The organism is Bradyrhizobium manausense (genome assembly GCF_018131105.1).
Taxonomy (GTDB): Bacteria; Pseudomonadota; Alphaproteobacteria; order Rhizobiales; family Xanthobacteraceae; genus Bradyrhizobium; species Bradyrhizobium manausense_B.
Window position 1 is genome coordinate 1192426 of sequence record NZ_JAFCJI010000002.1, and the last position, 26222, is coordinate 1218647.

A 26222-nucleotide genomic window follows, 5' to 3' on the forward strand; every position below is an offset into this window, starting at 1 on the left:
TCGCATATTCGGCTCGGCCCGCAGTCCGAAAGATTCGCCTCATGCCTCATCCCTTCCCCGCCCTCATCGTCATCGATGTCCAGCGCGCATTCGATGAATGGGAGGCGGCGGGCAAGCGGCGCAACAATCCGGATGCCGTGGCGCGCATCGTTGATCTGCTCGCAGCGTTCAGGGCGAGCGGCGCGCCGATTGTCCATGTCCGCCACGAGGGCACCAAGCCGAACTCGACGTTCCTGCCCTCGCACACCGGCTACGCCGTCAAGGACGAGGCGCGCGAGCACGCCGGCGAGCCCGTGATCGTCAAGCGCGTCAACAGCGCCTTTCATCGGCACCGACCTCGAAAGGCGCCTGCGCGGCGATGACATCGCCACGGTCGTGATCTGCGGCGCCACCACCAATCATTGCGTGGAGACGACGACGCGGATGGCCGGCAATCTCGGCTTCGACGCACGCCTCGTGCGCGACGCGACCTGGACTTTCGATCGTGTCGGCCCCGACGGCGACACCCATTCGGCCGAATCCATTCACGCGATGACGCTGTCGAATCTCAACGGCGAATTCGCCCGCATCGTGACCACGAACGAGGTGATCGCGTCGCTTGCAGCGATGCGACAATAAACCTCAGTGCGATTCTCACGTTGATCGTCTGCGTCGTTTCGACGCCCGCGCTCACCGGAACGCGAGGGATGCCCATCTGTTGTCACTCGACATCTCAACTGGAGTGATGACATGAAGTATCTCTTTGTCGCGATGGCTGTCGGCGCTGCGGCGTTGGCCGGTGGATCCGCGGCCAACGCGGCCGACGGAACGGCCAAGCCGAACGCGCAAACGCGCCAATCGACCGACATCAGCGCGCAGCACCGGCACGGCCATCACGGTTATCGCCATCACCACTGGCGTCATCACCATCATGGCTATTATCGTCCGTATTATCGCAGCTACGGCTATTATCCGCGGCACCACCGCTATTATGGTGGCGGTCCCTACGGTTATTACGGCGGCGGCGGTCCCGGCGTGACGTTCAGCTTCGGCGGCGGTCGCTGGTGAGACAAAAGGCCCGCAGAGATGCGGGCCTTCCTCTCATCCCTGCAGGATCATCCCGGCGGTCTCCAGCCCGCTCGCGAGCGCGGCTTCCACGGTGCCCATGTCGCGGCCGCGATAGAGCGCTTCGCCGGAGAACAGCACCAGGCCATCGGCGCGCGCCAGACGCTCCTGCGCCGTACGTGTCCGCAGCGTCGCCCAGGAATAGGCACCGCGGGCAAAGGGATCGTGCGCCCAGTTGACGGCGGAAGCCGCGATGAGGTCCTGCGCGATGGTCTCGCGTGGCCGACCAAAGATGGCCGCGAGCGAATCGAGCCCGCTCTCAATTAGCCCCTGCGGATCAAGGTGCGACAGTTCCGCCGTCCGCGGACCCCCGAACCATCCCGTCAGCACGGGATGCTGATCCGGTTGCCGTGTCCACCACACAGGAATCGTTTCGTCCGACAACAGGAAGAGCATGTCCGCAAGCCCTCCGCGCTCGCGCCACCATGGCCGTTTGAAGCGCAGTAGGATTTTGATGACGTTGCCGAAGCCAATATCGTCCGCGGCCGCGGCCTTCGCGCGCGCGGCTGCAGGCAGCGCGATCTCGCGCAGCAACGGCAGCGGCACGGTGACGATCACACGATCGCAAACATGCACCGCGCCGTCTGCACCGCGGACAGTGAGCCTGCCGTCGCTGTCCTCGATCGCAGAGACCACGGCACCGAAGCGAATTGCAACGCCGGACTTGTGGCACCCCGCCGCCAGGAAGTCGATCAGGCCGCCATAGCCGCCGTCGATGCGCGCCGATTTGGCGTGTCCGTCATTCATCCATTCATCGCGCAGCGCCAGCGTCGAGGCGCGCTCGGGGTCGGCCGCATCGTAGCCCTCGACCATACGTTCGACGGCGTGCCGCAACCGCGCGTACTCAGGCCCGGCAAAATGCCGGCGAAGGAAGTCGGCGACGGTGAGATCGTCAGTCAGATCCTTCACGACGGCATGAAGCTGGTCGTCATAGGGATCGCGGGGGTTCTCCCGCGAGAAGTCCGTGCCGTCAAAGCTCCATTGCGCGCCGCCGATCGGCCGCACCGTGAGCCCCGCCTCGCGCGCGAGGCCGCGCGTGACCGGCGCCTCGCCATGGACGAACTCGGCACCGCCATCGGCGGGATAGCCGAAGCTGGATGCCGGAAGCGGATGGATGCGTCCGCCGCAGCGCTCGCGTGCTTCCAGGATCGTGACGCGTTTGCCGGCGCTCCCGAGCTCGCGCGCAGCCATCAGGCCGGCCGCGCCCGCGCCGACAATGACGATGTGCTCTGACGTATCAGACATGCGGGTCGCTACCGGCCCGCGGCATCGTTCTGGATCAGATAGCGCAGCAACAGGACGCCGCCGCCGAGATCCCGCGTGCTCTCCAGCGTCATCGCGGTGAGCGGCGCGCGCTTGTCGCCATCGGCCTCGGTCGAATCGAACACGAAGGGCGCGCCCCTGGCGCCGTCGATCGCGGGACTGAGGATCAGGTTGAATTCGTCGATCAGGCCGGCACGCAGGAACGCGCCATTGGCGACGCCACCGCCCTCCACCAGCAGGCGCTTGACGCCAAGCTCGCGATTGAGGATCTCGACCGTCAATGCGAGATCGATCTCGGATTTGCCGGCGAAGAAGTAGGAGATACCCTCGCCGCGCAAGCCGGCGAGATGCGAATCCGGCACGCTCTCGGTCAACACGACGACGATGGGATCGCCGCCGATATCCGAGCGGCCCCAACCGATCTTGCCGTGCGCGTCGAGCACGACGCCATAAGTTTTGGCATCGCGCCGCGCGAACCAGTTTTCGCGCGGAAATCTTTCGCCCGAGGTCTCGGGATAGGGTTTGCCCTTGGCGAACTCCGAGCCGGTGACGCGGCCGATCACCCAGGCGTCACCGCCGAGATTGTCATGGATCTTCTCGAACCAATCGGTGCCGGCGCCCTTCGGCCGCCAGCGGCTCGGATGGGTGCGGCCGTCGAGGCTCGAATGCATCAGGCAGATGACATAGGGCTTCATGCAGGATCTCCGCGCCGGCTTCTCAGGCCGGCTTGTTGTTCTTCTCGCGATCGTTGACGATCACCGCGAGCGGATTGAGTTTTGGCGGCGCGACCAGCTTGAGCGTGTTGCTGTCGTGATGGTTGAACGGCGCGCCACGGACGAACAACGCAGTCTGGATCGCATAGCTCCAACCACCATCGTCATTAAAGCTGATGTCGCAACGGTAAGAGTCGGTACGAAAGGCTTGTTCCAGGAAGTCGGTCGAGCAGATCCCGTAGGCGGTGTCGCCGCGCTTTGCCATGACGGAGATCTTTTTGTCGTCCGGCTTGGCGTGGCCCGAGGCCAGCAGCACCTGCCCGCGCGGGATCGCCAGCGTCTGCATGATCAGCCCGGTCGCAGGCTCCCACAGCCAATAGCCGACCTGATCGTGGAAGGTGATGTCTTCCTCGGGCGTGTTGATGTGGATGTGATAGCGCAAGCCATAGAACAGTTGCGGCCCGTTGGCCTGCGGATCGATCGGGTCCATCCGGATGTGCTCGATGAAGATCCGCCGCTCGGGCCCCTCCGCCTTCGGATTGATGTCGATGCCCTTGTCGGCCTGCCAGGTGCCGGCGAGCCGGCGGAGCGGTCCGAGATTGGCAAGACTGTCAGGGGAAACGTCCTCGGGCTCGGTGAAGATGTCGGCGGGAAGGGGCAGCATGGAGACCTCGCATCGTTGCGCGCAGCAGCAATAGCACAAGGGCGGCGCCAAGCACTTGTCACGGAACCGGAAGGCTGCCCCGCGCGTTATGGGGCGTTGAGTACGAGTCCTCGAAATCCGGACTCGAATGGGCAAGGATGCCCATGTCATGCGTCACGAGGGGGTCCGGTGCTGTCGGAGACAACTGCTCGGCAGTCAATCGATCTGGGCTTCCCCTCCGACGGAGGCGGGCTGGGTGCGATGATGCGTGCCCTCGACTGGTCCGACTCGCCGCTCGGCCCTCCCCGACAATGGTCGCTGGCCCTCAAAACGACAGTCGGCATGTTGCTGGCCGCACAGGCCCAGATCGTGCTGTTCTGGGGCCCTGACTACGTCGCACTCTACAACGACGCCTATGCGCCGGGCATCGGCGCCAATCATCCCCGCGCACTCGGCCGGCCCGCGATCGAGAACTGGGGCGAACTGTGGGACGATCTCGAGCCACTCCTGTCGGGCGTGCGCCAAACGAGAAAGACCTTCGCGGCGAAGGATCGTCCCTTCTACGTCGAGCGCCACGGTTACGGCGAAACCAGCTATTGGGACGTCTCCTACTCGGCCGTGATTGACGACGACGGCTCGGTCGGCGGCGTTCTCTGCATCGTATCGGAGACGACCGAGCGCATTCTCGGCGAGGCGCAGCTGCGGGCGAGCGAAGCGCGTTACAAGGAGCTGACCGCGACGCTCGAGCAGCGCGTCGCCGAGCGCACGGCCGAGCGTCACCTGCTCGCTACCATCGTGGAAACCACTGACGGCCAGATCCAGGCGCTCGACCTCGACTATCGCTGGCTCGCCATCAACGCGTCCTGCGCCGACGCCTATCAGCGCATCTATGGCAAGCGGCCGAGGATCGGCGATTCGCTAAACGAATTCCTCGCCGACCGGCCCGAGCATCTCGCGGCGGCCAAGGCAATCTGGGGCCGCGCGCTGGCGGGCGAAGCCTTTACCAATATCGAGGAGTTCGGCGATCCGCATTTCGAGCGCCGCGTCTACGAGATGAAGTTCGAGGCATTGCGTGCGCCCGATGGCGCGCGCATCGGCGCATTCCTGACCGGGATGGACGTGACGGATCGCCTGGAGGAGCAGGCGCGCCTCGCGCAGGCCGAGGAAGCGCTTCGGCAGGCCATGAAGATGGAGGCGATGGGCCAGCTCACCGGCGGCGTCGCGCACGACTTCAACAACCTGCTGACGCCGATCGTCGGCCTGCTCGACATGTTCCAGCGCAAGGGCATCGGCGGCGAGCGCGAGCATCGCCTGATCGCCGGCGCCGCACAGGCGGCCGAGCGCGCCAAGACGCTGGTGCAGCGCCTGCTTGCGTTCGCGCGCCGGCAACCGCTTCAGGCGATATCCGTCGACATCGGCCGGCTCGTCGCCGACATGGGCGAGCTGATCTCCAGCACGACCGGGCCGCAGATCGAGGTGACGGTGGATACGCCCGAAGGGTTGCCCGAAGCCATGGCCGATCCCAACCAGATCGAGATGGCGATCCTGAATCTCAGCGTCAACGCGCGCGATGCCATGCCCGAGGGCGGCAAGCTGCGCATCTCGGCCAAGGCGCGGACGATTGAATCCGCGCAAGCCTATAGCCTGGAACCGGGTACCTATGTCTGCATCTCGGTTGCGGACAACGGCATCGGCATGAGCGAAGAGACCCTGGCTCATGCCGTCGAGCCGTTCTTTTCGACCAAGGGCATCGGACAAGGCACCGGTCTCGGCCTCTCGATGGTCCACGGTCTTGCCTCGCAGCTCGGCGGCGCGCTGATGATCAAGAGCGCTGTGGGTGCAGGCACCACAGTGGAGTTGTGGCTGCCGGTCAGCCACGCCGCCGCCGGCGCGATCGATGCCGTCCCCGAAGCCAAACTGCGACCGCTCCCCGCCGGCACGGCGCTGCTGGTGGACGACGAGCCGCTGGTGCGCATGAGCACCGCCGAGATGCTGAGCGAGCTCGGCTACCGGGTCGTCGAAGCCGGCTCCGCGGAGGATGCGCTTCAGCGCGTCAGGGACGGCCTGCGGCCGAACCTGCTCGTCACCGACCACCTGATGCCCGGCATGAACGGAACGGACCTTGGGCTCGCGCTGCGCGACCAATATCCCGACCTCCAGATCCTCGTCGTGTCAGGCTATGCCAACAACGAAGGCATCACGCCGGACCTGTCGCGACTGACGAAGCCGTTCCGAAGCGATGAGCTGGCGGCGAGCCTGGCAAATCTGGCGAAGACGGGGCGGTGAGGATCACGCATGGTCATGTCCTGACCGCGCCCCTGACTGCATCGGCCGGCAAATTTCTTCTGAAGGATCGCAGCCGGCTGGTGTTCTGACTAAATCAGCGGCGCACCCTGCCGCAGATTCATGTGCCGGTTGACGTCCTTGTAGAGAAGATAGCGGAATCGGCCGGGGCCGCCCGCGTAGCAGGCTTGCGGGCAGAACGCGCGCAGCCACATATAGTCGCCGGCCTCCACTTCCACCCAATCGCGATTGAGACGGTAGACCGCCTTGCCTTCGAGGACGTAGAGCCCGTGCTCCATGACGTGCGTCTCCATAAAGGGGATCGTTCCCCCCGGCTCGAGCGTCACGATGGTGACGTGCATGTCATGCCGCATGTCTGAGGGATCGACGAAGCGCGTGGTGGCCCACCGCCCCTCCGTATCAGGCATCGGCACCGGCGCGATGGAACCTTCGTTGGCCACGATTGGCTCGGGCTCGGCCAATCCAGGCACACGCTGATAGAGCTTGCGGATCCAGTGGAGCTGGGCCGGGCCCGGGCCGCGATTGCGAAGGCTCCACTCGCACCCCGGAGGCATATAGGCGAAGCCGCCGGCCTTCAGCTCGCTCTCCTTGCCTGCCAGCTTGAGAATGACCTGCCCGCCCACGACGAACAGCGCACCCTCGGCGTCCTTGTCGGGCTCGGGGATATCGCTTCCTCCGGCCGGTGCGATCTCCATCAGATAATGGGAGAACGTCTCGGCGAAGCCGGAGAGCGGCCGCGCCAGCACCCAGACGCGCGTATTGTCCCAGTGCGGCAGGTAACTGACGACGATATCGCGCTGGACGTTGCTCGGAATGACGGCATAGGCGGTTGTGAAGACCGCGCGGCCGCTCAGAAGGTCCGTCTGCGGCGGCAGACCGCCCTGCGGGACGTGATAGGTTCGCGATGACATCGTCAGGCCTCGTGGTGTTCAGGCATGAGTTCGAGCTGCGTGGACTCGTCCAGCCAATATTCTTCGAGATTGTTACCATCGCCCTTTCGGTCGACGACGAGGAACGCGCTTGCGTCCTTGAGCACCAGCAGCGGGTGGTGCCAGCAATTGCGCGCATAGTTCACGCCCTGATGCCCCGTCGCCGCGAACGCACGATAGCTCGCGGCGTTGCGCGGGTCCGTGCAAACCACGATCAGCCAGTCGGTGCCGCCAAGCGGCATGAACAACTGGCTGCCGAGCGGATGGCGCTCCATCAGGCGAATCGCGATGGGCGCAGGACGCATGGAGGCGACAAACCAGCTGATGCTGGTCTGTCCGCCTTCCGCGGCGACATCGATATTGGCGATGTCGTTGAAACGCTTCGCGTAACCCTGGTTGATCGACAGGGGGACCACCCCGTTCGTTTCGATGACCTCACCAAACGGCGCGAACGCCTGCTTCGTCAGGGGCTCGATCGAAAGCGTCGCCATGCCAACCTCGCGTATTTCCGCGCTCAAAGCGTTTGCAGACCCGCGACGGGAGCAACCGCACCATCAGGCTCGACCTGCAACGTCTCGCCTGAGGGAACGATCTCACCGTTCAGGATGCGATGCGCCTTGGCGCGATCGAGGTCGCCTTCCCACGAGGCGACAACGACCGTTGCGACGCAGTTTCCGACATAATTGCCGAGCGCGCGAGCGATGCCGATGAACCAGTCCACCGAAAGAATCAGCACCAGTCCGATCGCCGGAATGGCCGGGATCGCTGACAGCGTCGCGGCGAGGACGACGATGGCCGAGCCAGGAACGCCATGGGCGCCCTTGGAGGTGAGCAACGCGACGCCGAGGATCGCCAGAAGGTCACCCAGCGCCAGCGGCGTATTGGTCGCCTGCGCAATGAAGACCGCCGCCAGGGTCAGGTAGATCGAGAACGCATCCAGGTTGAAGGAATACCCGGTCGGGATGACGAGGCCGACGGTCGATCGCTTGATGCCCAGCAGCTCGAGCTTGCGCATGGTCTGCGGCAGCACGCTGTCGCCCGCGGCCGTGCCGAGCACGATCATCAGCTCCTCGCGCAGATAGGCGAGCAGCTTGAACAGGCTGAAGCCGGACAGCCGCATGATCGATCCGAGAACGATGACCACGAAAAGGACCACCGCCAGGTAGAACAACCCGACAAGGCCGCCGAGCTGCTTGAGCGAACCGATTCCGTACTTGCCGACGGTGAAGGCGATCGCGCCGAACACGCCGATCGGGGCGAGGCGGACGACGAAGTTCATCATCTTGAAGATGATCTCGTTCACGCGCTCGATGAAATCGACCACCGGCCTTGCGCGCTCGCCGCACAATGACACGGCGCAGCCGAACATGATCGAGACGATCAGGACTTGCAGCACGTCGCCGGAGCTGAACGCGCCGACGATCGTCGAGGGAATCAGCTTCATCAGGAATTCGGAGACGCCGCCGCCGGCGACCTGGGCCGCGGTCTGGCTGAACCCGCTCAGCGCCTTGGCATCCAGCGTCGCGGGATCGATGTTCATTCCGGCGCCGGGCTGGAAGTAGTAAGCCAGCGCGATGCCGAACACCAAGGCGACGGTCGTGACGGCCTCGAAGTAGAGCAGCGAGCGGATGCCGACCCTTCCGACCTTCGATAGGTCTCCGGCCGCGGAAACTCCCTGCACCACGACGCAGAACACGATGACGGGCACCAGCATCTTGATCAGCTTGATGAAGCCGTCGCCCAGCGGCTTCATCTGCAAGGCAGTATCAGGATAGGCCATGCCGAGCGCAATACCGAGCGCAAGTGCGACGACGACCTGGAAGAAGAGTGACTTGAAAATCCTGGGCATGGCGTTCCTCGCTTGCTTGTGTCTGTCTGGCTTGGTCGGCTCGAAGCCTTTCGCCATTCTTGTCATTGGCAGCGGCGCGACGCCGCTGCGTACAGGGCATCGCCGGCTGCGGGGCGGACGAACGCGCTATCCGTCATTCGTTGACCAGGTGCGACATCAAGTCCAATATATAGAACGACACGATTGATAGGCTTTCCCTATGGATGTTCGTCAGCTCCGGTACTTCATTGCGGTGGCCGAAGAGCGCAGCTTCACGCTCGCCGCCCGGCGGCTGAACCTGTCGCAGCCGCCGCTCAGCCAGCACATCCAGGCCCTGGAGGCAGAGCTCGGCACCCAGTTGCTCTACCGGACCAGCCGCAAGGTCGAGCTGACGCAGGCCGGCGAAGCGATGCTCTTGCGCGGGCGCGCCATCCTGCAACAGGTCAAGTCAGCGGAAGACGAGGTGCGCTCGATCGGCGCCGGGCTGGTGGGAACGCTGGATCTCGGCGCGACCGGCTCCATCCTGCGCGGTCGTCTCGCGGAGCTGCTTGCGGCCTACCGGAAGGTCGCGCCCCTGGTCAGGATGACGGTGCACGAGCAGGCGCCGGCGCGACAGATCGCGGCCCTGCTCAACCGGACCACCAACATTTCGCTCATTCGCGGCGTTCCCGACGAGCGCGACCTGACCAGCAAGCTAGCATGGCGGGAAGAGGTCGTGCTCGCCGTGCCTCGCAGCCACCGGCTGGCGCAACGCAAGCGCGTCGCGCTTGGCGATCTGGCGTCGGAAGAACACGTCATCCTCGACCCCGACAGCTCCGATTTCGCGCGCTATGTGCAGACATGCTGCGTCGATGCCGGCTTCCTGCCGAAGGTATCGCAGCAGGTCATCGACGCGCAGTCGATCCCGAGCCTGATTGCGGCAGGCTTCGGCGTCGCGCTGGTGCCGCAGTCGATCGCGCGTTTCACCACAGCCGATATCGCGTTTCGCCCCATCCGGCCGTCACCGCCCGCGGCCGACGTATTCCTGGTGTTCAGGGCGGACGAGACCTCGATGGTCGTACACAATTTCATCAAGCTCGCGCTGCGCTATTTGGGGCAGAGGAAGTGGGTGAGCTAGGCCGTGTACTCATTAAGCAGGCTGGCAACCCGATCTCCGCTCTCCCCCCAACAGCGGCGAAAAACCGGACATCTCCCGAGGTCGCTGAAGGGTCATGAGGCGACATTTCGGGCAAAGCTTGCTATGTTCGACGGGCTATGGCGACAAAGAGATTGGCTCGCGCAGAGACGGTTGAATATCTCGGCTTCCTGCTACTCACTACGCTGCTTGCAGGCATATTCGCCGTTTTTTGGGGGCTATCGCCTCTGGGATTTGGGTTTGCCGCCGGACCGACCAACCCGACAACTAAGATAATCGCCGTAGCGATGATCTCGGTCTCGTACTTTGGTGGAATACCCGCGCTCCTCATAGGGCAAATCGCTTCACCAATACTTTGGTTTTACGGCCGCACACGCGGCGCGTATCTCGTCCCGGTCTTAAGCATGGGATCGTTCTTGCTTTGCACAATCGCAGCGTATTTTGTCTTCACTAGATTTTAGTGTGCCTCCTCCGCATTGAACGTGTGACGTGTTCTCGCTTCGCAATGTTCGCTTCGGGTCACTCGCGTCGTTTTTGGCCCGCACCACAGATGTCCGCTTCTCCCCCGACAGCTGCGAAATAGCGGAAATCCTCCGACCGCCGCTTAGGGCCACATTCGGACATCATGTGCTAGAGTAGCCTGACCATCTTTTTGTGGACATGAGATTATGGAGCGACGGCTGGAACTGTTCGAGAGCATTGTTGGCGAAAAACTCAGCGCGATCACGTTCGTGCTGGACTACTGGCAACTGCAATTCGACGGACCGACCATCAATGCGCTCACCCGCTTGAAGGTCAGCGCCAACGGGTTAGACCTAAGCGACGAACATGGTCAGTTTAGAAATCTCATCTGTGGTCAAATCGGGAAAGTCGTTGCGGGCGTTGCGCTCGTGCAGCCAGAATCCTTCACAATCACGTTCATGGACCACTCCTCGATAAAAATCTCGCTGCGGTGGCAGGATTATCGAGGTCCCGAAGCGATGGTTTTCCATGGCCCTAACCAATCATCGCTCGTTGTGGTCCGGGCAGACTTTGGGTCCACAAGCTGACGTACCCGCAGCTTTCGAGCATGTCCGCTCTACTCCCGAAACCGGAGCCGCGGCATCTATGAGTACACGACTTAGATCGTTTGGGCGGAAGAATGCTGGATGGGATCGCGCGTGTCGAGGCCGTGCCAGCGTCTACCCCCGTGTCGCCACGCCCGCTGATAAACGGCGGTGATGACGTGCGGCAGAGACGAAGGTGCGAGTGCTGCCGCTTGCGCCTCACTTCCCCCTGAGCACGAGCGCGCTGGTCAGGTCGCCAAGCGGTTTCTGCTCGTGAGCAGCGATCGCGGCGTCACGCACGGTGATGCCATGAAGGGTCGGCAGCTCGAAGCGTCGCGTGATGAAGCGCAGGATCGACGTCGTGTCCATCGGCGAATGGTCGACATAGCCGCGGCGTGCATAGGGAGAGATGATGATGGCGGGAACGCGGGAGCCGGGGCCCCAGCGGTCGCCTTTGGGCGGCGGCACGTGATCCCACAGGCCGCCATTCTCGTCATAGGTCACGACGACAAGCATGTGCGGCCATTGCGGGCTCTTCTCGAGATGCGCGACCACGTCGGCGATGTGGGTGTCGCCGGCCTGGATATCGGCGTAGCCCGAATGCTCATTGAGATCGCCTTGCGGCTTGTAGAAGGCGACCTGCGGCAGCTTGCCGTCGTCGATCGCCTTGATGAACTCGGTGCCCGCAAGGCCACCATCGCGCAGATGCTCGGCACGCGCCGCGGTGCCGGGCGCAAAGCTCGCATAATAATTCAGCGCTTGATGGTGATACTGGAAGTTCGGAACCGGCGACTTGTTGCCATGGTCGAGTACGTCCTGCCACGCTCCGCCGTACCAGGCCCAGTTGACACGCTTGAGACTGAGCAAATCGCCGATGGTCGGTTCGGTCTGCGGCGGCAGCGTCGTCGGCTTCATGGGATCCGCATAAGCCTTGTCGCCATCCTTAACCGGAGCGTTGCCGCTGGGCTGATAAGGCGGCTGCATGGTGTTCACGGCGTAGAAGTCGGGCGTGAGGTTGCCGTCGCTGACATATTTCGGAATGCCGTCCATCGCCGATTTCGGCGAGTTGGCGGCCTGCTTCAGCGTCACGCCATCGGGCTCGACCACGGCGATCGACGGCTTCGCCGGGCTGGTGTCGGCCTTGGGATAGGTGGGGACGCAGGCGCAAACCAGCCATTGATGGTTGAGGAACGAGCCGCCGAACGCGCCCATGAAGAAATTGTCGGCCAGCACATATTTCTCGGCGACCTTCCACATCGCCGTCTTCGACCCGTCCCAGAGACTCATGACCAGCGCGCCCGAGTCGGCATGCGCGACGAATCTGTCGTTACGCCCACCGTTGATCTGCATCTGGTTCTGGTAGAAGCGGTGCCAGAGGTCGTGCGTGATGGTGCCGTAGCTGAGGTTGAAGCCCTTCTGGTCATCCAAACGAAAGGGACGATTGGGCAGATGCTCGGTCTGGGCCTGGGTCACCGGCGGCGTCACGCCCTTGGCGGTCAGGCCGTCCCAGATCGGCGGCAGTTCACGGAACGGTTTGCCATCGCGATCTCGCTGGGTCCGCGTCCAGGCCGGTGCCTTCGCCACGCCGTTCGCACCCGGAAAACTGCCATAGAGATTGTCGAAGCTGCGGTTCTCAGCAAAGATCACTACGACCGTGTCGATCAGTGTCAGATCGTCGGCGGCATTCTTCTGGGGACCCGGACCGTTACCCCCTGCCAGCGCCGGATCGAACGCACCGATGAAGACACTCGATGCACAAAGGACAAGTGTCGATTTCGTTCGCATTCAAAGCCCCCCTGCTTTCACTGATCGCCGTTATCTTTCCATCCGTCATAGCCCAGACGCTCACCGAAGGCACGCCCGGATCGCCATGACGATGTCTCGCCGTAGACCCGGTTTGCAACATGCAGATTGAGCGCTGGCTTTTCGCAGCCGCTGTCGTCCTCACGGCCCTGACCGTCGATCCGGGCCGGGCAGGTGCGGAGATGTCACGCAGCGAGGCACGTCGGCAGGCCACGCTTCTCGGGGCCCTTGGCAAGGCCTTGTTTTTCGATCCCTCTCTCTCGGGATCCGGCAGTCTCGCCTGTTCATCGTGCCACGATCCCGCCCGCGGCTTCGGCCCGGCCAACGACCGCGCGGTGCAATTGGGCGGCGGCGACATGCACCAGCTTGGGACGCGAGCCGTCCCTTCCTTGAAATATCTGCAGGTGGTGCCTTCCTTTACCGAGCATTTCCATGATTCCGAGGACGAGGCCGACGAAAGCATCGACAACGGTCCGACAGGGGGCCTCACCTGGGATGGACGGGTTGACCGCGGCGCCGACCAGGCCAGGATTCCGCTGCTCTCGGATTTCGAGATGGGCAATCGGGATGAGGCCGAGGTGGCTCGCCGGGTCATCGCTGCGGGCCATGGCAAGGCAATCGCCGCCATCGCCGGGTCCCGCGCGATTGCCAATCCCGCCACCGTCTACAAGACGGCCCTCAAGGCGCTCGAGGTCTTCCAGCAGGACCACGAGACCTTTTATCCCTATTCGAGCAAGTATGACGCGGTGCTGGCCGGCAAAGCCGAGCTCACGGCCGAAGAAGCGCGCGGGCTCGAGCTGTTCAATGCCGAGAACAAGGGCAATTGCGCGTCCTGCCATATCAGCCGCCGGGGCAATGACGGCACCCCGCCGCAGTTCACGGATTACGGCCTGATTGCGCTCGGCGTGCCGCGCAATCCCGACATTCCCGCCAACAGGAATCCGGCCTATTTCGACCTCGGCCTGTGCGGTCCCTTGCGCACCGACTTCCTGAAACGCGAGGATTATTGCGGCCTCTTTCGGACGCCGACACTTCGCAATGTCGCCCTCCGCCAGACCTTCTTTCACAACGGCGCCATGCATTCGCTGCGAGACGCCGTGCGGTTCTATGTCGAGAGGGAAACCCGGCCCGAACGTTGGTACCCACGCAAGGCTGACGGCAGCATCGATAAATATGACGATCTGCCGGACGGACCCAAGGCCAACGTCAACATGGAGCCGCCGTTTGACCTGAAGGCCGGCGATACGCCGGCGCTGACCGCGGCTGAGATCGACGATGTCGTCGCCTTTCTCGGTACGTTGACCGACGGATATCAGCCAGCGAAGTGAGGACGCAGATAGCGCGGTCGTCGACGCTCCTCAGGTCGCAGCCCTAGGCTTTGCCGGGCAGACCAAGAAGATTTGCGACCGCGTCGGCTCCCTTTCCGGACGCAGACATTTCCCCCTTGTCCCCGACTTCGAGGATGGCGCCGTTGGAGAAACTCAGGGTCCAACCATCATCCGTGCCGTTCCGGCGCCGATCGGTGAGCTCCAGCCCGGCAGCGGAAATCAGTGCGGTGGCCTTGTCGACGTCCATGGTCGTCACCTCTCGCAGGATGTCTCGAATATTGTTGGGTGGCTTATGCGCCACACGCGAAGCCTAGGCTCTTTGAGCCGTTCTGCACAGGGCAGGAGGTGTTGGACGCCGACACGGACGAGATCGCGCCGAGCCATCATGACCCTGTGCGAGGGATCTCCGGGGAAGGATTGTGCTTTAGCGGGGAAATGGTGCCCAGGGGCGGAATCGAACCACCGACACTGCGATTTTCAGTCGCATGCTCTACCAACTGAGCTACCTGGGCGTGCTCCACGAGAGGGGCCAAAGCCCATCGAGCGGGCGGTTTATAGTGGGCTCGCAGCGGCCTGTCTACCCACGCTTCACCGTCGACTTCGCGGGGCGCGGCACGGCTGTGCACAAGCCGCAGCGGCTTGCCGGGGGCAAGCCGCCACTCGCATAAGACATTGATATTACTTATTATTACTCGTCATCCACGTCGTCGTCCCGGCCGGGGATGACGTAGGAGCCTTTCAGCCAGCGGTTCAGATCGACATCGCGGCAGCGCGACGAGCAGAACGGACGGGTGGCCTGCGCCTGCGGCTTGCCGCAGATCGGGCAGGTTTTGAGGGGAGCGGCGGGTTTTTTTACGTGGTCGTCCATGATGCCGGCAGTCTACACGAAGTGACGAGGCTCAAGCGCCTCTCGGGCAAACGGGTTCCTGCCGAAGAGGCGCAGGCGTGCCGCCAGCCGATTCTACTGTGCATGGGGTTGTTTTCGAGATTTTTGTCAGATGGCCGTGGCGTTGAGCCAGCCGAAGCGAATCGGAAAGCCCTCTCCGCCGAGCAACGTCGTGGTCTCGTACAGCGGCAGGCCGACCACGTTGGTGTAGGAGCCCACCATCTTCACCACGAACGAGCCGGCGATGCCCTGCACCGCGTAGCCGCCGGCTTTGCCGCGCCATTCGCCGGAGCCGATATAGGCCTGGATATCGTCCTCCGAGAGCCGCTTGAAGCGGACCCGGGTCTCGACCAGGCGCTGGCGGAACGCCTCGCGCGGCGTCACCAGCGTGACCGCGGTGTAGACGCGGTGGTTGCGGCCCGAGAGCAACCGCAGGCACTGCGCGGCCTCGTCCACCAGATTGGCCTTGGGCAGAATGCGGCGGCCGACCGCCACCACGGTATCAGCGGACAGGATGAAGGCGCCGCGCAGTTCGTCGTCGAGCTGCACTGATTTGAGCGCCGCGTCGGCCTTGGCCCGCGCGAGCCTGTTGGCACAGGCACGCGGCAGCTCGCCCCGTCGCGGCGTCTCGTCGACATCGGCCGGCCGGAGTGCGTCCGGGTCGATGCCGGCCTGGTTGAGCAGCGACAGGCGCCGCGGCGAACCGGAGGCAAGAACGAATTTGGGGCGGCCGAGCATCAGCTGATTTTTGGGAGACGAGGCAGGGGGTGAATTGCGCGCGGAACCTATCGGAAGGGGGCTGATTTCACAACCCGGGAACCCGGACTTTGGTGATTCGAAGTCTCCGACATGCGTGTGCCCTTCATCTGTGACGCGGGTGTTACGCCCGCCCGTTGCTACCCGCTCGCGGCGCCCGCCTTGGCGAAACGCCGGCGGATCCGCATCAGCAAGAGGTCGCAGACCTCGCGATAGGCGGCAAGCTTCTGGTCGCGGCTGCCCTCGATGGTGGTGGGATCGTGCGTCGGCCAATATTCGACGTCGGCGGCGAGCGTCCGCGTCAGCTCCAGCGCCTTGTGGTGCGCCTCCGGCGAGAGCGTGATGATGAGGTCGAAATTCAGCCCCTCCCAATCCTCCAGCTCCTCGAAGGTCTGCGGCCTGTGAGCGGAGATGTCCTGGCCGAGCTCGGCCATCACGGACACCGCGAACGGATCGAGCTCGCCTTTTCTCGCGCCGGCCGACTTCACATAGAGGCCCTGCGGAAACATGTGCTGCAGCAGGCTCGCGGCCATCGGCGAGCGCACGCTGTTCATCGCGCAGGCGAACAGCACCGATTGCGGATCGCGTGTGCGTGGCGGACCCGCCATCGCACCTAGCCCTTCCAGTGCAGGACGGTGATAAGCGTGAACAGCCGGCGCGAGGTCTCGAAATCGACCCTCACCTTGCCCTTCAGTCGCTCCTGCAGCGTACGCGATCCCTCGTCATGAATGCCGCGGCGGCCCATGTCGATGGCCTCGATCTTGTCCGGAGTCGCGGTGCGGATCGCCTGGTAGTAGCTGTCGCAGATCATGAAATAGTCCTTCACGATCCGCCGGAACGGCGTCAGCGACAGCAGATGCGCGACCACCGGCGTGCCGTCCTCGCGGCGGATGTCGAACATCAGGCGGTTGCCGCTGATGCCGATATGCAGCGTGAAAGGTCCCTTGCCGTCGGCACCATTAGGCGCGAACAGATTCTGCTCGATCAGATCGTAGATCGCGATCGCACGCTCATGCTCGATGTCGGGCCCGGAACGGCCGATCGAGTCCTCGTCGAGGGTGACCGCGACGATGCGATTGGTCGAGTCGTCCTGTTCGGGCGGCTGTGTCATGGCAGATTGAGGCGCAATCCAATCGAGCGCGAATGGGCATCCAGCCCTTCCGCTTGTCCAAGCGTCATCGCGGCCGGTCCCAGCGCACGCAGCTGGTCCGGGCCGCATTTCAGAATCGAGGTGCGCTTCATGAAATCGGCGACCCCAAGGCCTGAGGAGAATCGCGCCGAGCGCGCCGTCGGCAGCACGTGGTTGGAGCCGCCGACATAATCGCCGATCGCCTCCGGCGTGTGTGCACCGAGGAACACAGCACCGGCGTTGCGGATCTGTGCGGCGAGCGCATCGGGATCGCTGGTCATGATCTCGAGATGCTCGGCCGCGATCGCGTCCGCGAGCGGAATGGCCTCAGTGAGATTCTTCACCATGATGACGGCCCCGAAATCGGCCCAGGACTTGCCGGCAATCGCGGCGCGCGGCAGCGTCTTCAGCTGTGCTTCGACGGCCTTCTCGACATCGGACGCGAGCCGCGCGGAATCGGTGATCAGGATCGATTGCGCGCTGGCATCGTGCTCGGCCTGCGCCAGCAAATCAGCAGCGATCCAGTCGGCGTTGCCGGTGTCGTCTGCGATGACAAGCACCTCGGAGGGACCGGCGATCATGTCGATGCCGACCTTGCCGAACACCAACCGTTTTGCGGCGGCAACATAGGCATTGCCGGGGCCGACGATCTTTGCGACCGGCGCAATCGTCGCGGTGCCATAAGCGAGCGCGGCCACCGCCTGTGCGCCACCGACACGGTAGATCTCGCTGACGCCGCCGAGCGATGCGGCCGCGAGTACCAGCGGGTTGAGCTTGCCGTCGGGCGACGGCACCACCATCACGAGGCGCGAGACGCCGGCGACCTTGGCCGGCACCGCATTCATCAGCACCGAGGAGGGATAGGCCGCGGTACCGCCGGGCACGTAGAGGCCGGCGGATTCGATCGCGGTGTAACGCCAGCCGAGTTCGACGCCGAGCGGATCGGTGAAGCGTTCGTCCTTCGGCAACTGGCGGCGATGGTAGGTCTCGATGCGGTCGCGCGCGAGTTTCAGGGCGTCCAGCGTCGCAGCGTCGCAGGCCTTTTTCGCGGCTTCGATCTCGGCGGCTGAGACGCGCAAGCCGGATGCATCCAGCGTCAGCCGGTCGAACTTTGCGGTGGCCTCGAGCAGGGCGGCGTCGCCTCGCTTGGCAACGTCGTCGACGATGGTGCGCGCGGCGGCTTCGACGTCGGCCGACACTTCGCGCTTGGCGGCGAGGAAGGCCTGGAATCGCTGGTCAAAATCGGCGCTGCTGCGGTCGAGACGAACGGGCATTTTTGGCTTGGCTTCTGCTGGTTTTGGGGGGCGCAGTCCGGCTCACCGGCCCCCCTGCTCAATGGCGCGGCGGGGAAGCTGCGTCAACCCTTGGCGGTCAACCCTGGACGCTACCGATCCCGCGACGGCCCGAGCCGGTTCGGCTGGTATACAGGCGACCTCACGCCTCCCCCTCGATCGCCAGCCCTGTTCCCAGTTCGTCCGTCCCCAGATCCGTCAGTTCGCATTCCAGGCATTCGACGTCGAGCCGGATGGCGCCGCCTTGGGCGAACAGCAACAGCGCGCTGCCGCCAGGCTCTTCGTCGTGACCGTCCCGGGGATGAAATTCGATGCCGACGAGGTCCAGGACCGCCTCGGGTGTCGCGAGATCGATATTGCGCGACTTGCAGGCGAGCACGCGGTCAAAGCGGAGCGCTGAGACCAGCCGGCGCGGCTCGGTCTCGCCCGCCAGTGTCTGCTCCCAGTCCAGCCGGCTCATGCCGACCACCAGGCGCTTCTCGCCCTGCCGCCAGATGATATCGGACGGCTGGACGCGGGCATCCTGCACATGGGTCGAGATCACGGCGAGATCGTCGGCATCGAGCGCAATCAGTTTGAGCTGGGGAGACATCACCAACACTTCTCCTCGGGGGCTGATACGGCTCAACGCGCGGGCCTGCCGAAATTTCCGCGCAAACTAGCGGCCCCGGGGACGACGGACTAGAGGCTATTGATATCCCTCATCTCCAGCACTCGGCGGGGATAGCCGACCCGGGCGACGTGGATCATGGCGCGGCCCATCTGCTCGGTCGAGGTGACGAGCCCCGGCGAGATCCGGCGCAGCACCGACCACAAGGGCCACGTCACGTCATAGACCGCCTGCACCCAGGCCGTCTTTGAGCGGATTCCATGCAAGGGCTGGATCGCGCCGGGACGGAACATGTAGGCGGCCTTGAACGGAAGCTTGAGCAGATCGTTCTCGGTCTTGCCCTTGACGCGCGCCCACATTCGCGAGCCCTGCTCGGTGGAGTCGGTGCCGGCGCCGGTAACATAAGTGAATGTCATCTGCGGATTGAGCCGCGCCAGCGTCGTCGCCGCCGCGAGCGTGATGTCGTAAGTGAGATGGCGGTAGCGCTCTTCGTTCATGCCGATCGAGGAAACGCCGAGGCAGAAGAAGCAGGCGTCATAGCCGGTGAGTTGCGCTTCGATCGGCGAATAGTCGGTGAAATCGCCGTGGACGATCTCGGTCAGCTTGGCGTTCCGCACGCCGGTCGGGCTGCGCCCGACCACGAGCACGCGCTCGATACCGGCATCGACCAGGCACTCGCGCAGCACACCCTGCCCGACCATGCCGGTCGCGCCGAAAATAATGACACGCATCGGGACGTCCCCACCGCGGCTCATGCAGCGGCCGCGATCTCATCGAAAGATACACCCGTCAACGTCGCCGAGACATCCCACAGCATGGCGGCCGACGCGAAATCCTTCGCCTGCGGCATGATCCGCGCCGCGACGGGCGGGCCCTTCAATTCGTAGAACCCGTTCGGGCCGTAATAGCCGCTGGGCTCCGCAGCAGAGGAGGTCGCCGCGAACAGCGTCGGTAGCGCGCCTTCGGCCGCGGATTGGCTCATCAACGGCTGGAGCAACCGGCCCACGCGCCACTGCAAGGTGTTCGCGCCCGGACCATTCGAAATGAGGTCGGTACGCGCATAGCCGGGATGAGCGGCAATGCTCTTCAAGCCCCAACCGGACGCATCGCTGCGCCGCTGCAATTCGAGCGAGAACATCAGCATGGCGAGCTTGGACTGGCAGTAAGCGCGCCAGGGACGGTAGGATCGCTGGCTCTGAAGATTGTCGAAATTGATCGCACCGGAGCGATGGGCAAGGCTCGAGAGGTTGACGATCCGGGGCGCCTTCGCGCGGCGAAGCCGCGGCAACAGACGAGCAGTCAACGCGTAATGACCGAGATAGTTGGTGCCGAGCTGCATCTCGAAACCGTCCTCGGTCTGCTGCCGCTTCGGCAGCGCCATCACGCCGGCATTGTTGACGAGGAGGTCGAGCTGGTCGTTGCTGGCGGCGAAGCGCCGGGCGAAATCGGCGACTGAGGACAGGCTGGCTAGGTCGAGAGGCTCATAGGCGATCAGGGCGTTGGGAAATCGTTCGCAAATGCCCTCGATCGCCCTCAAGCCCTTTGCGTCGTTGCGTCCGGTGAGTATGACGAAAGCTCCGGCGCCCGCCAGCGCCAGCGCCGTCTCGTAGCCGAGGCCCCCGGTTGCCCCAGTGACGACGGCGGTCATGCCGCTGAGCGAGGGGATGTCTGCCGTGGTCCAGTCGGTCATGCCATATCTCCGGTCGGGGCTGGAACGAGGCCCGCGACGGGTCTAAATGTGCACTGAGTGCAAGTTTGCAAGAGGTGAAATCATTTGAAGGTTTCGAAGCCCGCCGCGAAATCGGTCAGGACAAGCGCCAAGCCATTGCCGGCAGGGACAAAAGCCGCTGCCGGCCCCGGCCTGCGCCAGCGCAAGCAGCAGGAGACCCGCGAGCGGTTGAAGCGCGCGGCGATGGCGCTGTTCCTGGAGCGCGGCTTCGAGGCCACGACCCTCGACGATATCGCCGATGCGGCCGACATGTCGCGGCGGAGTTTTTTCCACTACTTCGCCTCCAAGGAGGACGTGGTTGCCGCCTGGCAGGAGGATGCCCAGGCGGCACTGGTCACCGAAATTCTTGCCCGGCCAGCGGACGAATCCATGCTGACGGCGGCCGAGAACGCCATCGCCACGGCGATCAAGCGGATCGATCCGACCGAGGCGGCGGCCATGTCGCGGCTCAAGCGCGACAATCCCGCGCTTCAGGCCCGCGACCAGCTCAAATACGAAAAGCTGGAGCGCGCGCTGGCGGATGGTCTTGCGCAACGCTCCGGCCGCAAATCGGATCGGCTGAAGGCCCGGCTCGTCGCCATGATCGCCACCGGCGCAATGCGCGTCGGCGGCGAGAGCTGGCTCAGCGAAGGCACGCGCGACAAGCCGGAAGCGTTCGTCAAACGGACCTTCGATGCGATCCGGGCGATCCTGGAGTGAGCGCGTCCCTCAGCTCTTGAAGAACGCGAGCAGATCCGCGTTGATGGTTTCGGCGTGCGTGGTCGGCATGCCGTGCGGAAAGCCCTTGTAGGTTTTCAGCGTGCCGTTCTTGAGCAGCTTGGCCGACAGCGGCGCGGAATCGGCGTAGGGCACGATCTGGTCGTCGTCGCCATGCATCACCAGCACCGGCACGTTGATCTTCTTCAGATCCTCGGTGAAGTCGGTCTGCGAGAACGCGACGATCCCGTCGTAATGCGCCTTCGCGCCGCCCATCATGCCCTGGCGCCACCAGTTCTGGATCACCGCTTCCGACGGTTTCGCGCCGGGACGGTTGTAGCCATAGAACGGGCCGGCTGCGACGTCGCGGTAGAACGCCGAGCGGCCGGCGGCGAGCGTGGTCTGGAAGCCGTCGAACACGTCCTTGGGCAGGCCGCCGGGATTGGCTTCGGTCTTCACCATCAGCGGCGGCACCGCTGAAAGAATCGCAGCCTTCGCCACACGAGATTCGCCGTGACGGGCGATGTAATGCACGACCTCGCCGCCGCCGGTGGAGTGGCCGACATGGATCGCGCTCTTGAGATCGAGATGCGCGGTCACCGCCGCGAGATCGTCGGCATAATGATCCATATCGTGACCGTCGGCGACCTGCGTCGAGCGGCCATGGCCGCGGCGGTCATGGGCGATGACGCGATAGCCGCGGGTGACGAAGAACATCATCTGCGCGTCCCAGTCATCGGACGACAGCGGCCAGCCATGGCTGAACACGATCGGCTGGCCCGAGCCCCAATCCTTGTAGAAAATCTCGACGCCGTCCTTGGTGGTGATCATAGGCATTGGGGACTCCCTGAAGTTCGGAAAACGATCAGGCGAACGCCATCGGCCTGTAGCGGCGCCAGGCGCCGATGGTCAGCAGCACGAAGAACACCAGCACGACACCCTGCACGACGGCGAACACCGGACCCGACGGCGGCGCCGGCGGCACGGCCGGTGCGAGCGCGGCGAGCGCCGGCACTTTCAGGAACGACTGGATCACCAGCACGAAGACGTTGAAATAGAGCGAGATCATCGCGGTCACGATGTAGATCGGCCGCCACGCGCCTTTGAGCTTCATGCCGTAGAGCGCGATGCAGGCGATCGCGAGCAGCACCAGCGAGATTCCGGCGATGATGTAGGAGGGCAGCAGTTCCTTGAACGGAAACAGGAAACCCGTCGCATTGGTCAGGATGGTGAAGAGCAGGAAGATCGCGGTGAGGCCCGGCATCGGCTTCGAGCCCAGCAGCCCGAACATCACGACGAGCCCGGCGGCGATCGCGATCAGGCTGATGACGACATGGACCAGTGTGAAGGCTTGCAGGCTCATTCCGAGAACCATGACATCTCTCCTACTCTCTGCATCGAGATCGGAAGATTGATATTATGGTCCTCATCGAATTGCCACATGCGGCACGATCACACATGCGCGTCCAGCCATGCATCATCGTGCGAATCGACAAATGCATGACTGAATTTTTTGCAGCGCTGTCACAAACGTCGGCAGCTTTCGACGAAAGTTGAATCGGGTCTTCACACCACCTTGGTGTCGAAGATCAGCAGGTCGGCGCCGCCGGTGGCGAATTTGCCTACGTCGCCCGCGGCCGCCTTGCCCGCTTCGCTGCCGAAAGCCTTCTGGATGTCGCCCACGCTGTCGAACGAGAGAATGGCGACGAGGTGAACGCCTGACGGTCCGGCGGGCGAGCCGACCGCGCCGGTGCTGACGGCGTATTTCTTCAGGCCGGGAAGTTTCTTCGCGAGCGGAATGTGGGTCTCGGCATAATGCTTGTCGAAGGCGGCGGCGTCCTTGGGCGTCTTGTAGAGCACGACGAGTTCGGCCATTTAGTCCTCCCTGGTGAATCCTTGTTTTCCACGCGCGATTGCCCTCGCGGCCGGGTGATAGTCAGGCATCACACGGCAAGATGGCAAGTCACATTCGACTTGCCGTCCGCTTGTCATATCCTTGACTAAAGCGCCGGTTTTGCGGCGTCGCCAAGATAGCCGTGGAGGGAGGCCACGACCTGCGCACCTTCGCCGATGGCGCCGCCGACGCGCTTGACCGAGCCGGAGCGGACGTCGCCGACGGCGTAGACGCCGGGCACGGAGGTCTCGAGCGGCGCCACCAGCCTGCCCTGATTCAGCTCGGACTGCGCGCCCGTGACGACGAAGCCGCCGCGATCGAGCGTGACGCCGCAGCCGTCGAGCCAGCCGGTGGCGGGATCGGCGCCGACGAACAGAAAGAGATTCTTGATGTCGGCGGTCTCTTCGTCATCAGACAGGCGGCTCTTCAAGCGAATGCGCCGCAGCAGCGAGGCCTCGTCGCCCTCGAGCGCGGAGATCTCGGTGTTGAACAGCAGCTCGATGTTCGGGGTCGCCTCGATCCGCTCGATCAGATAGCGCGACATGCTGGCGCCCAGACCCCCGCCGCGGATGATCATCAACACGCGTCTGGCGTGCCCCGACAGGAACACCGCAGCCTGCCCGGCCGAATTGCCGGCGCCGACCAGCGCCACTTCCTCGCCAGCGCACAGCTTCGCCTCGACCGGAGAGGCCCAGTACCAGACGCCACGCCCCTCGAACTTGTCGAGGTTCTCGATCTCAGGCCGGCGATAGCGTGCCCCACTTGCGACGACGATCGAGCGCGAACGCAAGGCATCGTTGCCGTCGAGCGCGACAGCGAACGCACCGTCCTTGCGCGTGCAATCAAGCGACTTCACCGTCACCGGAATCATGATATCCGCGCCGAATTTCTGCGCCTGGTTGAACGCGCGCGCGGTCAGAGCTTGTCCTGAAATGCCCGTCGGAAAGCCGAGATAGTTTTCGATGCGCGCGCTGGCGCCGGCCTGGCCACCGAAGGCTCTGATATCGAGCACGGCGACCGAAAGCCCTTCGGACGCCGCGTACACGGCAGTCGCCAGCCCTGCCGGGCCGCAGCCGACGATCGCCACATCGTAGATGCGGTCGTTGCGCGGGCCGCCGATCATGCCGATCGCGCGTGCAACCTCGGTCTCGCTGGGATTGCGCAGCACCGCGCCGTCAGGGGTGACGACCAGCGGCCAATCTTCGGGCTTCGGCGAATAGCGCGCGATCACCTCGGCGGCGTCGCGGTCGCGCTCGGGATCAAGCAGATGATGCGGCTGGCCGTTGCGGGTGAGGAAGCCTTGCAGCCGCACCACGCCGGCCGAATGCGACGGGCCGATCAGCACGATACCGCCGACGCCGGCCTGCAGCAGATTGACCCGGCGCAGGATCAGCGCGCGCATGATGCGCTCGCCAAGTTCGGCCTCGGCAACCAGCAGCGCGCGCAGGCGCTCCGGGGGCAACAGCAGCGTCTCGACCTCGCCTTCGGCGCGGCCATCGACCAGCGCCGGACGGCCGGAGAGCTGGCTGAGCTCGGCCAGAAATTGGCCGGGGCCCTGGTCGATCAGAGGGGTGACATGACCGAGACCGTCACGCTGGGTGATGGCGACATGGCCCTTCAGCACGACAAACATGCCCGGCCCCGGCTTGCCGGTCTCGAACAGCAGTTCGCCGTCCCTGTAGGTGCGGAGCTCGCCGAAATGCCTGAGCCGCTCGATTTCGGCTGACGTCAGCGCGGGAAAGGTCTGTTCGGGGCGGGTGAAACGCGCCATCTGCGCGTCCTTGCCGATCTGATCCTGTTCGTTCTGCCCCATGGCCACGTTCACGCACTCCAAAAAATTCTAGCTGCCGGCCTTGCCGGCGGTCCCCTCATCTAGGGAACCATCGCCATCTTGCGAGGGGTCGGCGCTTGCGGCGCGCTCGCGCGCCTGCGCCTTGCGCCGCTTCAGGTTCTCCCGCAGCGCCGATTTCAGGCGGTCGTCCCGCGATGTGCGGTCCTGTCTCGCGGTCTTGTCGTTCTCGTCAGCCATCACGGGTCCATACAGCGGTGGCGATAACATGCCCAGGGATTGCGGCAGCTCAAGAGGCCCCGATGGTCCCGATCGTGCGAAATCCAAAATGGGTCGAATCCGCCGCAGCGGCCAACTGGCCAGTTGGTGGGGGACGCGGAACCAAAATCGACGGAAAGCCGGTCATTTCCGGGCCAAACAGCCGTATAATCCCCGATATCGTCCCGATTTTCTCGTTTTGGCCGTCCTTGCAAGCTTGCACAGCGGGGAGGCCTGTGGCAGATATCGGCCCGCTTGGTAGGCCCCTGTGGCGGCCGATTCTTACCCCAGCATTGCTGCCGTAGCTCAGTGGTAGAGCACTCCATTGGTAATGGAGAGGTCGACAGTTCAATCCTGTCTGGCAGCACCATTTCATCTTCTTGAAGCAAGCACGGATCGGCATTCTCGCGGCACTGGACGCCCGAGTTTTGCGCGTGCCATTGCCCTCCTCGTTTGAAGAGGGCGCAGGGAAGACCGGGTGCCGACGGGCACCCGCGGTCCGCTGCGCGAAGGTGTAGCGCAAGGAGACCGCACAGCAGCATACAGGTGACGCCGAACACTCGGCCTTCCCTGCGCGATGGTTGGACGGCTTATGCCGCGCTCTCCCCGGAGACGAATTCCCTTTGCCTCCGTCGCCTCACGGAATTCACCGACACCGCGCCGGTTGACGCCAGTGCCGCCTCCGCAAGACTTGACCGTAGCGACGACGGCCGGGACCACACGGTTTTGCCGTACGCAGCGTTTCCGTCTCCGCCCTGTGGGCTTCGCCGGACACGGCCGGCTCGAGCCCAAAGCGTCTTCGGATACAGGCGCCGTTCGTTCGCCACGGCTTGCTCGGGCTCACGGGGTTCGGCTCAATCCTCTGCCCGCCCTGCCCTCGCATCCGCGCCGGCGCTGCCGCGTCCACCGCATCCCCGGCCCACGTTCGTGACGACGTACGATCGCCCCTCTCCTCGGGCCGGGATGGCGAGAGAATGCCGCAATTCCGAATTTCGGTAAAGTGGAATATTTTTATGGAGGAGGGTTGACGGCGATGTGCGGGAAACCGGGTGTTTTGCCCGACGGGCAATCGGCGTGCATGGCAAGC

At 64.2% G+C, this 26222-nt stretch carries 27 protein-coding genes, 2 tRNA genes and 1 pseudogene; 8 read left to right on the forward strand and 22 right to left on the reverse strand.

Features of this window, described 5'->3' with window-relative positions:
- The first annotated feature begins 41 nt into the window (after positions 1 to 41).
- Positions 42 to 618: pseudogene (locus JQ631_RS25925) on the forward strand (cysteine hydrolase family protein).
- A 111-nt stretch (positions 619 to 729) separates the two neighbouring features.
- Positions 730 to 1047 (forward strand): hypothetical protein, encoded by a 318-nt coding sequence (locus tag JQ631_RS25930; protein WP_212330918.1) that lies wholly within the window; start codon positions 730 to 732, stop codon positions 1045 to 1047.
- Positions 1048 to 1080: 33 nt separating this feature from the next.
- Here JQ631_RS25930 and JQ631_RS25935 read toward each other — a convergent pair whose 3' ends face one another.
- The 3 genes from JQ631_RS25935 to JQ631_RS25945 are packed head-to-tail and all read right to left on the reverse strand — an operon-like array spanning position 1081 to position 3744.
- Positions 1081 to 2349, reverse strand: a complete 1269-nt coding sequence (locus tag JQ631_RS25935; RefSeq protein WP_212330921.1) for a flavin monoamine oxidase family protein — start codon at positions 2347 to 2349, stop codon at positions 1081 to 1083.
- Positions 2350 to 2357: 8 nt separating this feature from the next.
- Positions 2358 to 3062, reverse strand: coding sequence for a RibD family protein (locus JQ631_RS25940; protein ID WP_212330923.1), 705 nt, complete (start codon positions 3060 to 3062; stop codon positions 2358 to 2360).
- A gap of 22 nt (positions 3063 to 3084) precedes the next feature.
- On the reverse strand, positions 3085 to 3744 hold the full coding sequence (locus JQ631_RS25945; RefSeq protein WP_212330926.1) for an FABP family protein: 660 nt from the start codon (positions 3742 to 3744) through the stop codon (positions 3085 to 3087).
- A gap of 240 nt (positions 3745 to 3984) precedes the next feature.
- Between JQ631_RS25945 and JQ631_RS25950 the strand changes: the two genes are divergently transcribed.
- Positions 3985 to 6009, forward strand: coding sequence for a hybrid sensor histidine kinase/response regulator (locus tag JQ631_RS25950; protein ID WP_249160927.1), 2025 nt, complete (start codon positions 3985 to 3987; stop codon positions 6007 to 6009).
- A gap of 89 nt (positions 6010 to 6098) precedes the next feature.
- Here JQ631_RS25950 and JQ631_RS25955 read toward each other — a convergent pair whose 3' ends face one another.
- Genes JQ631_RS25955 through JQ631_RS25965 form a run of 3 tightly spaced genes read right to left on the reverse strand, consistent with a single transcriptional unit; the run spans position 6099 to position 8805 of the window.
- Positions 6099 to 6938, reverse strand: a complete 840-nt coding sequence (locus tag JQ631_RS25955) for a bifunctional allantoicase/(S)-ureidoglycine aminohydrolase (protein ID WP_212330929.1) — start codon at positions 6936 to 6938, stop codon at positions 6099 to 6101.
- A 2-nt stretch (positions 6939 to 6940) separates the two neighbouring features.
- Entirely contained in the window at positions 6941 to 7447 is a 507-nt protein-coding gene (locus tag JQ631_RS25960; protein ID WP_212330932.1) for an ureidoglycolate lyase, read from the reverse strand.
- A 23-nt stretch (positions 7448 to 7470) separates the two neighbouring features.
- Positions 7471 to 8805, reverse strand: a complete 1335-nt coding sequence (locus JQ631_RS25965) for a C4-dicarboxylate transporter DctA (RefSeq protein ID WP_212330934.1) — start codon at positions 8803 to 8805, stop codon at positions 7471 to 7473.
- Between the two features lie 199 nt (positions 8806 to 9004).
- Between JQ631_RS25965 and JQ631_RS25970 the strand changes: the two genes are divergently transcribed.
- The gene (locus tag JQ631_RS25970; protein WP_212330937.1) at positions 9005 to 9901 is read left to right on the forward strand and encodes a LysR substrate-binding domain-containing protein; all 897 of its coding nucleotides are present in this window, start codon (positions 9005 to 9007) and stop codon (positions 9899 to 9901) included.
- Between the two features lie 686 nt (positions 9902 to 10587).
- Positions 10588 to 10968, forward strand: coding sequence for a hypothetical protein (locus JQ631_RS25975; RefSeq protein WP_212330940.1), 381 nt, complete (start codon positions 10588 to 10590; stop codon positions 10966 to 10968).
- Between the two features lie 216 nt (positions 10969 to 11184).
- Here the strand turns inward: JQ631_RS25975 and JQ631_RS25980 are convergent, their stop codons facing one another.
- Positions 11185 to 12750, reverse strand: a complete 1566-nt coding sequence (locus tag JQ631_RS25980; protein ID WP_212330955.1) for an acid phosphatase — start codon at positions 12748 to 12750, stop codon at positions 11185 to 11187.
- Between the two features lie 119 nt (positions 12751 to 12869).
- Here JQ631_RS25980 and JQ631_RS25985 point away from each other — a divergent pair, with 119 nt between their 5' ends.
- Positions 12870 to 14096, forward strand: a complete 1227-nt coding sequence (locus tag JQ631_RS25985) for a cytochrome-c peroxidase (protein ID WP_212330958.1) — start codon at positions 12870 to 12872, stop codon at positions 14094 to 14096.
- A gap of 43 nt (positions 14097 to 14139) precedes the next feature.
- Here the strand turns inward: JQ631_RS25985 and JQ631_RS25990 are convergent, their stop codons facing one another.
- The 10 genes from JQ631_RS25990 to JQ631_RS26035 all read right to left on the reverse strand — a co-directional run bounded on the left by JQ631_RS25990 (position 14140) and on the right by JQ631_RS26035 (position 20459).
- Positions 14140 to 14343: a hypothetical protein gene (locus JQ631_RS25990; RefSeq protein WP_212330961.1), complete on the reverse strand. Its 204-nt coding sequence runs from the start codon at positions 14341 to 14343 to the stop codon at positions 14140 to 14142.
- Positions 14344 to 14532: 189 nt separating this feature from the next.
- Positions 14533 to 14608, reverse strand: a tRNA-Phe gene (locus JQ631_RS25995).
- 176 nt (positions 14609 to 14784) lie between these two features.
- Positions 14785 to 14964, reverse strand: coding sequence for a DNA gyrase inhibitor YacG (gene yacG, locus JQ631_RS26000; RefSeq protein ID WP_212330964.1), 180 nt, complete (start codon positions 14962 to 14964; stop codon positions 14785 to 14787).
- A 126-nt stretch (positions 14965 to 15090) separates the two neighbouring features.
- Positions 15091 to 15720, reverse strand: coding sequence for a Maf-like protein (locus JQ631_RS26005; RefSeq protein WP_212330967.1), 630 nt, complete (start codon positions 15718 to 15720; stop codon positions 15091 to 15093).
- A 158-nt stretch (positions 15721 to 15878) separates the two neighbouring features.
- On the reverse strand, positions 15879 to 16346 hold the full coding sequence (locus tag JQ631_RS26010) for an arsenate-mycothiol transferase ArsC (protein ID WP_212330970.1): 468 nt from the start codon (positions 16344 to 16346) through the stop codon (positions 15879 to 15881).
- Between the two features lie 5 nt (positions 16347 to 16351).
- Entirely contained in the window at positions 16352 to 16849 is a 498-nt protein-coding gene (locus JQ631_RS26015) for a UPF0262 family protein (RefSeq protein WP_212330973.1), read from the reverse strand.
- Positions 16846 to 18141, reverse strand: a complete 1296-nt coding sequence (gene hisD / locus JQ631_RS26020) for a histidinol dehydrogenase (protein WP_212330976.1) — start codon at positions 18139 to 18141, stop codon at positions 16846 to 16848. Before hisD ends, JQ631_RS26015 begins: the two co-directional genes overlap by 4 nt.
- A 160-nt stretch (positions 18142 to 18301) precedes the next feature.
- Positions 18302 to 18751, reverse strand: a complete 450-nt coding sequence (locus JQ631_RS26025) for a DUF2948 family protein (protein ID WP_212330980.1) — start codon at positions 18749 to 18751, stop codon at positions 18302 to 18304.
- An 89-nt stretch (positions 18752 to 18840) separates the two neighbouring features.
- Positions 18841 to 19500, reverse strand: a complete 660-nt coding sequence (locus JQ631_RS26030) for an NAD(P)H-binding protein (RefSeq protein ID WP_212330983.1) — start codon at positions 19498 to 19500, stop codon at positions 18841 to 18843.
- 20 nt (positions 19501 to 19520) lie between these two features.
- On the reverse strand, positions 19521 to 20459 hold the full coding sequence (locus JQ631_RS26035) for an SDR family oxidoreductase (protein ID WP_212330998.1): 939 nt from the start codon (positions 20457 to 20459) through the stop codon (positions 19521 to 19523).
- Between the two features lie 84 nt (positions 20460 to 20543).
- Here JQ631_RS26035 and JQ631_RS26040 point away from each other — a divergent pair, with 84 nt between their 5' ends.
- Positions 20544 to 21197, forward strand: a complete 654-nt coding sequence (locus tag JQ631_RS26040; RefSeq protein WP_212331001.1) for a TetR/AcrR family transcriptional regulator — start codon at positions 20544 to 20546, stop codon at positions 21195 to 21197.
- 9 nt (positions 21198 to 21206) lie between these two features.
- Here JQ631_RS26040 and JQ631_RS26045 read toward each other — a convergent pair whose 3' ends face one another.
- From JQ631_RS26045 to JQ631_RS26065, 5 genes are all read right to left on the reverse strand, one after another.
- Entirely contained in the window at positions 21207 to 22031 is an 825-nt protein-coding gene (locus JQ631_RS26045; RefSeq protein WP_212331003.1) for an alpha/beta fold hydrolase, read from the reverse strand.
- Positions 22032 to 22059: 28 nt separating this feature from the next.
- Positions 22060 to 22569, reverse strand: a complete 510-nt coding sequence (locus JQ631_RS26050) for a hypothetical protein (RefSeq protein ID WP_212331006.1) — start codon at positions 22567 to 22569, stop codon at positions 22060 to 22062.
- 191 nt (positions 22570 to 22760) lie between these two features.
- The gene (locus JQ631_RS26055) at positions 22761 to 23069 is read right to left on the reverse strand and encodes an EthD family reductase (protein WP_212331009.1); all 309 of its coding nucleotides are present in this window, start codon (positions 23067 to 23069) and stop codon (positions 22761 to 22763) included.
- A gap of 125 nt (positions 23070 to 23194) precedes the next feature.
- On the reverse strand, positions 23195 to 24901 hold the full coding sequence (locus JQ631_RS26060) for an FAD-dependent oxidoreductase (RefSeq protein ID WP_212331012.1): 1707 nt from the start codon (positions 24899 to 24901) through the stop codon (positions 23195 to 23197).
- A gap of 27 nt (positions 24902 to 24928) precedes the next feature.
- Positions 24929 to 25117: a hypothetical protein gene (locus JQ631_RS26065; protein ID WP_212331015.1), complete on the reverse strand. Its 189-nt coding sequence runs from the start codon at positions 25115 to 25117 to the stop codon at positions 24929 to 24931.
- Positions 25118 to 25430: 313 nt separating this feature from the next.
- Here JQ631_RS26065 and JQ631_RS26070 point away from each other — a divergent pair.
- A tRNA-Thr gene (locus tag JQ631_RS26070) sits at positions 25431 to 25505 on the forward strand.
- The last annotated feature ends 717 nt before the right edge of the window (positions 25506 to 26222 follow it).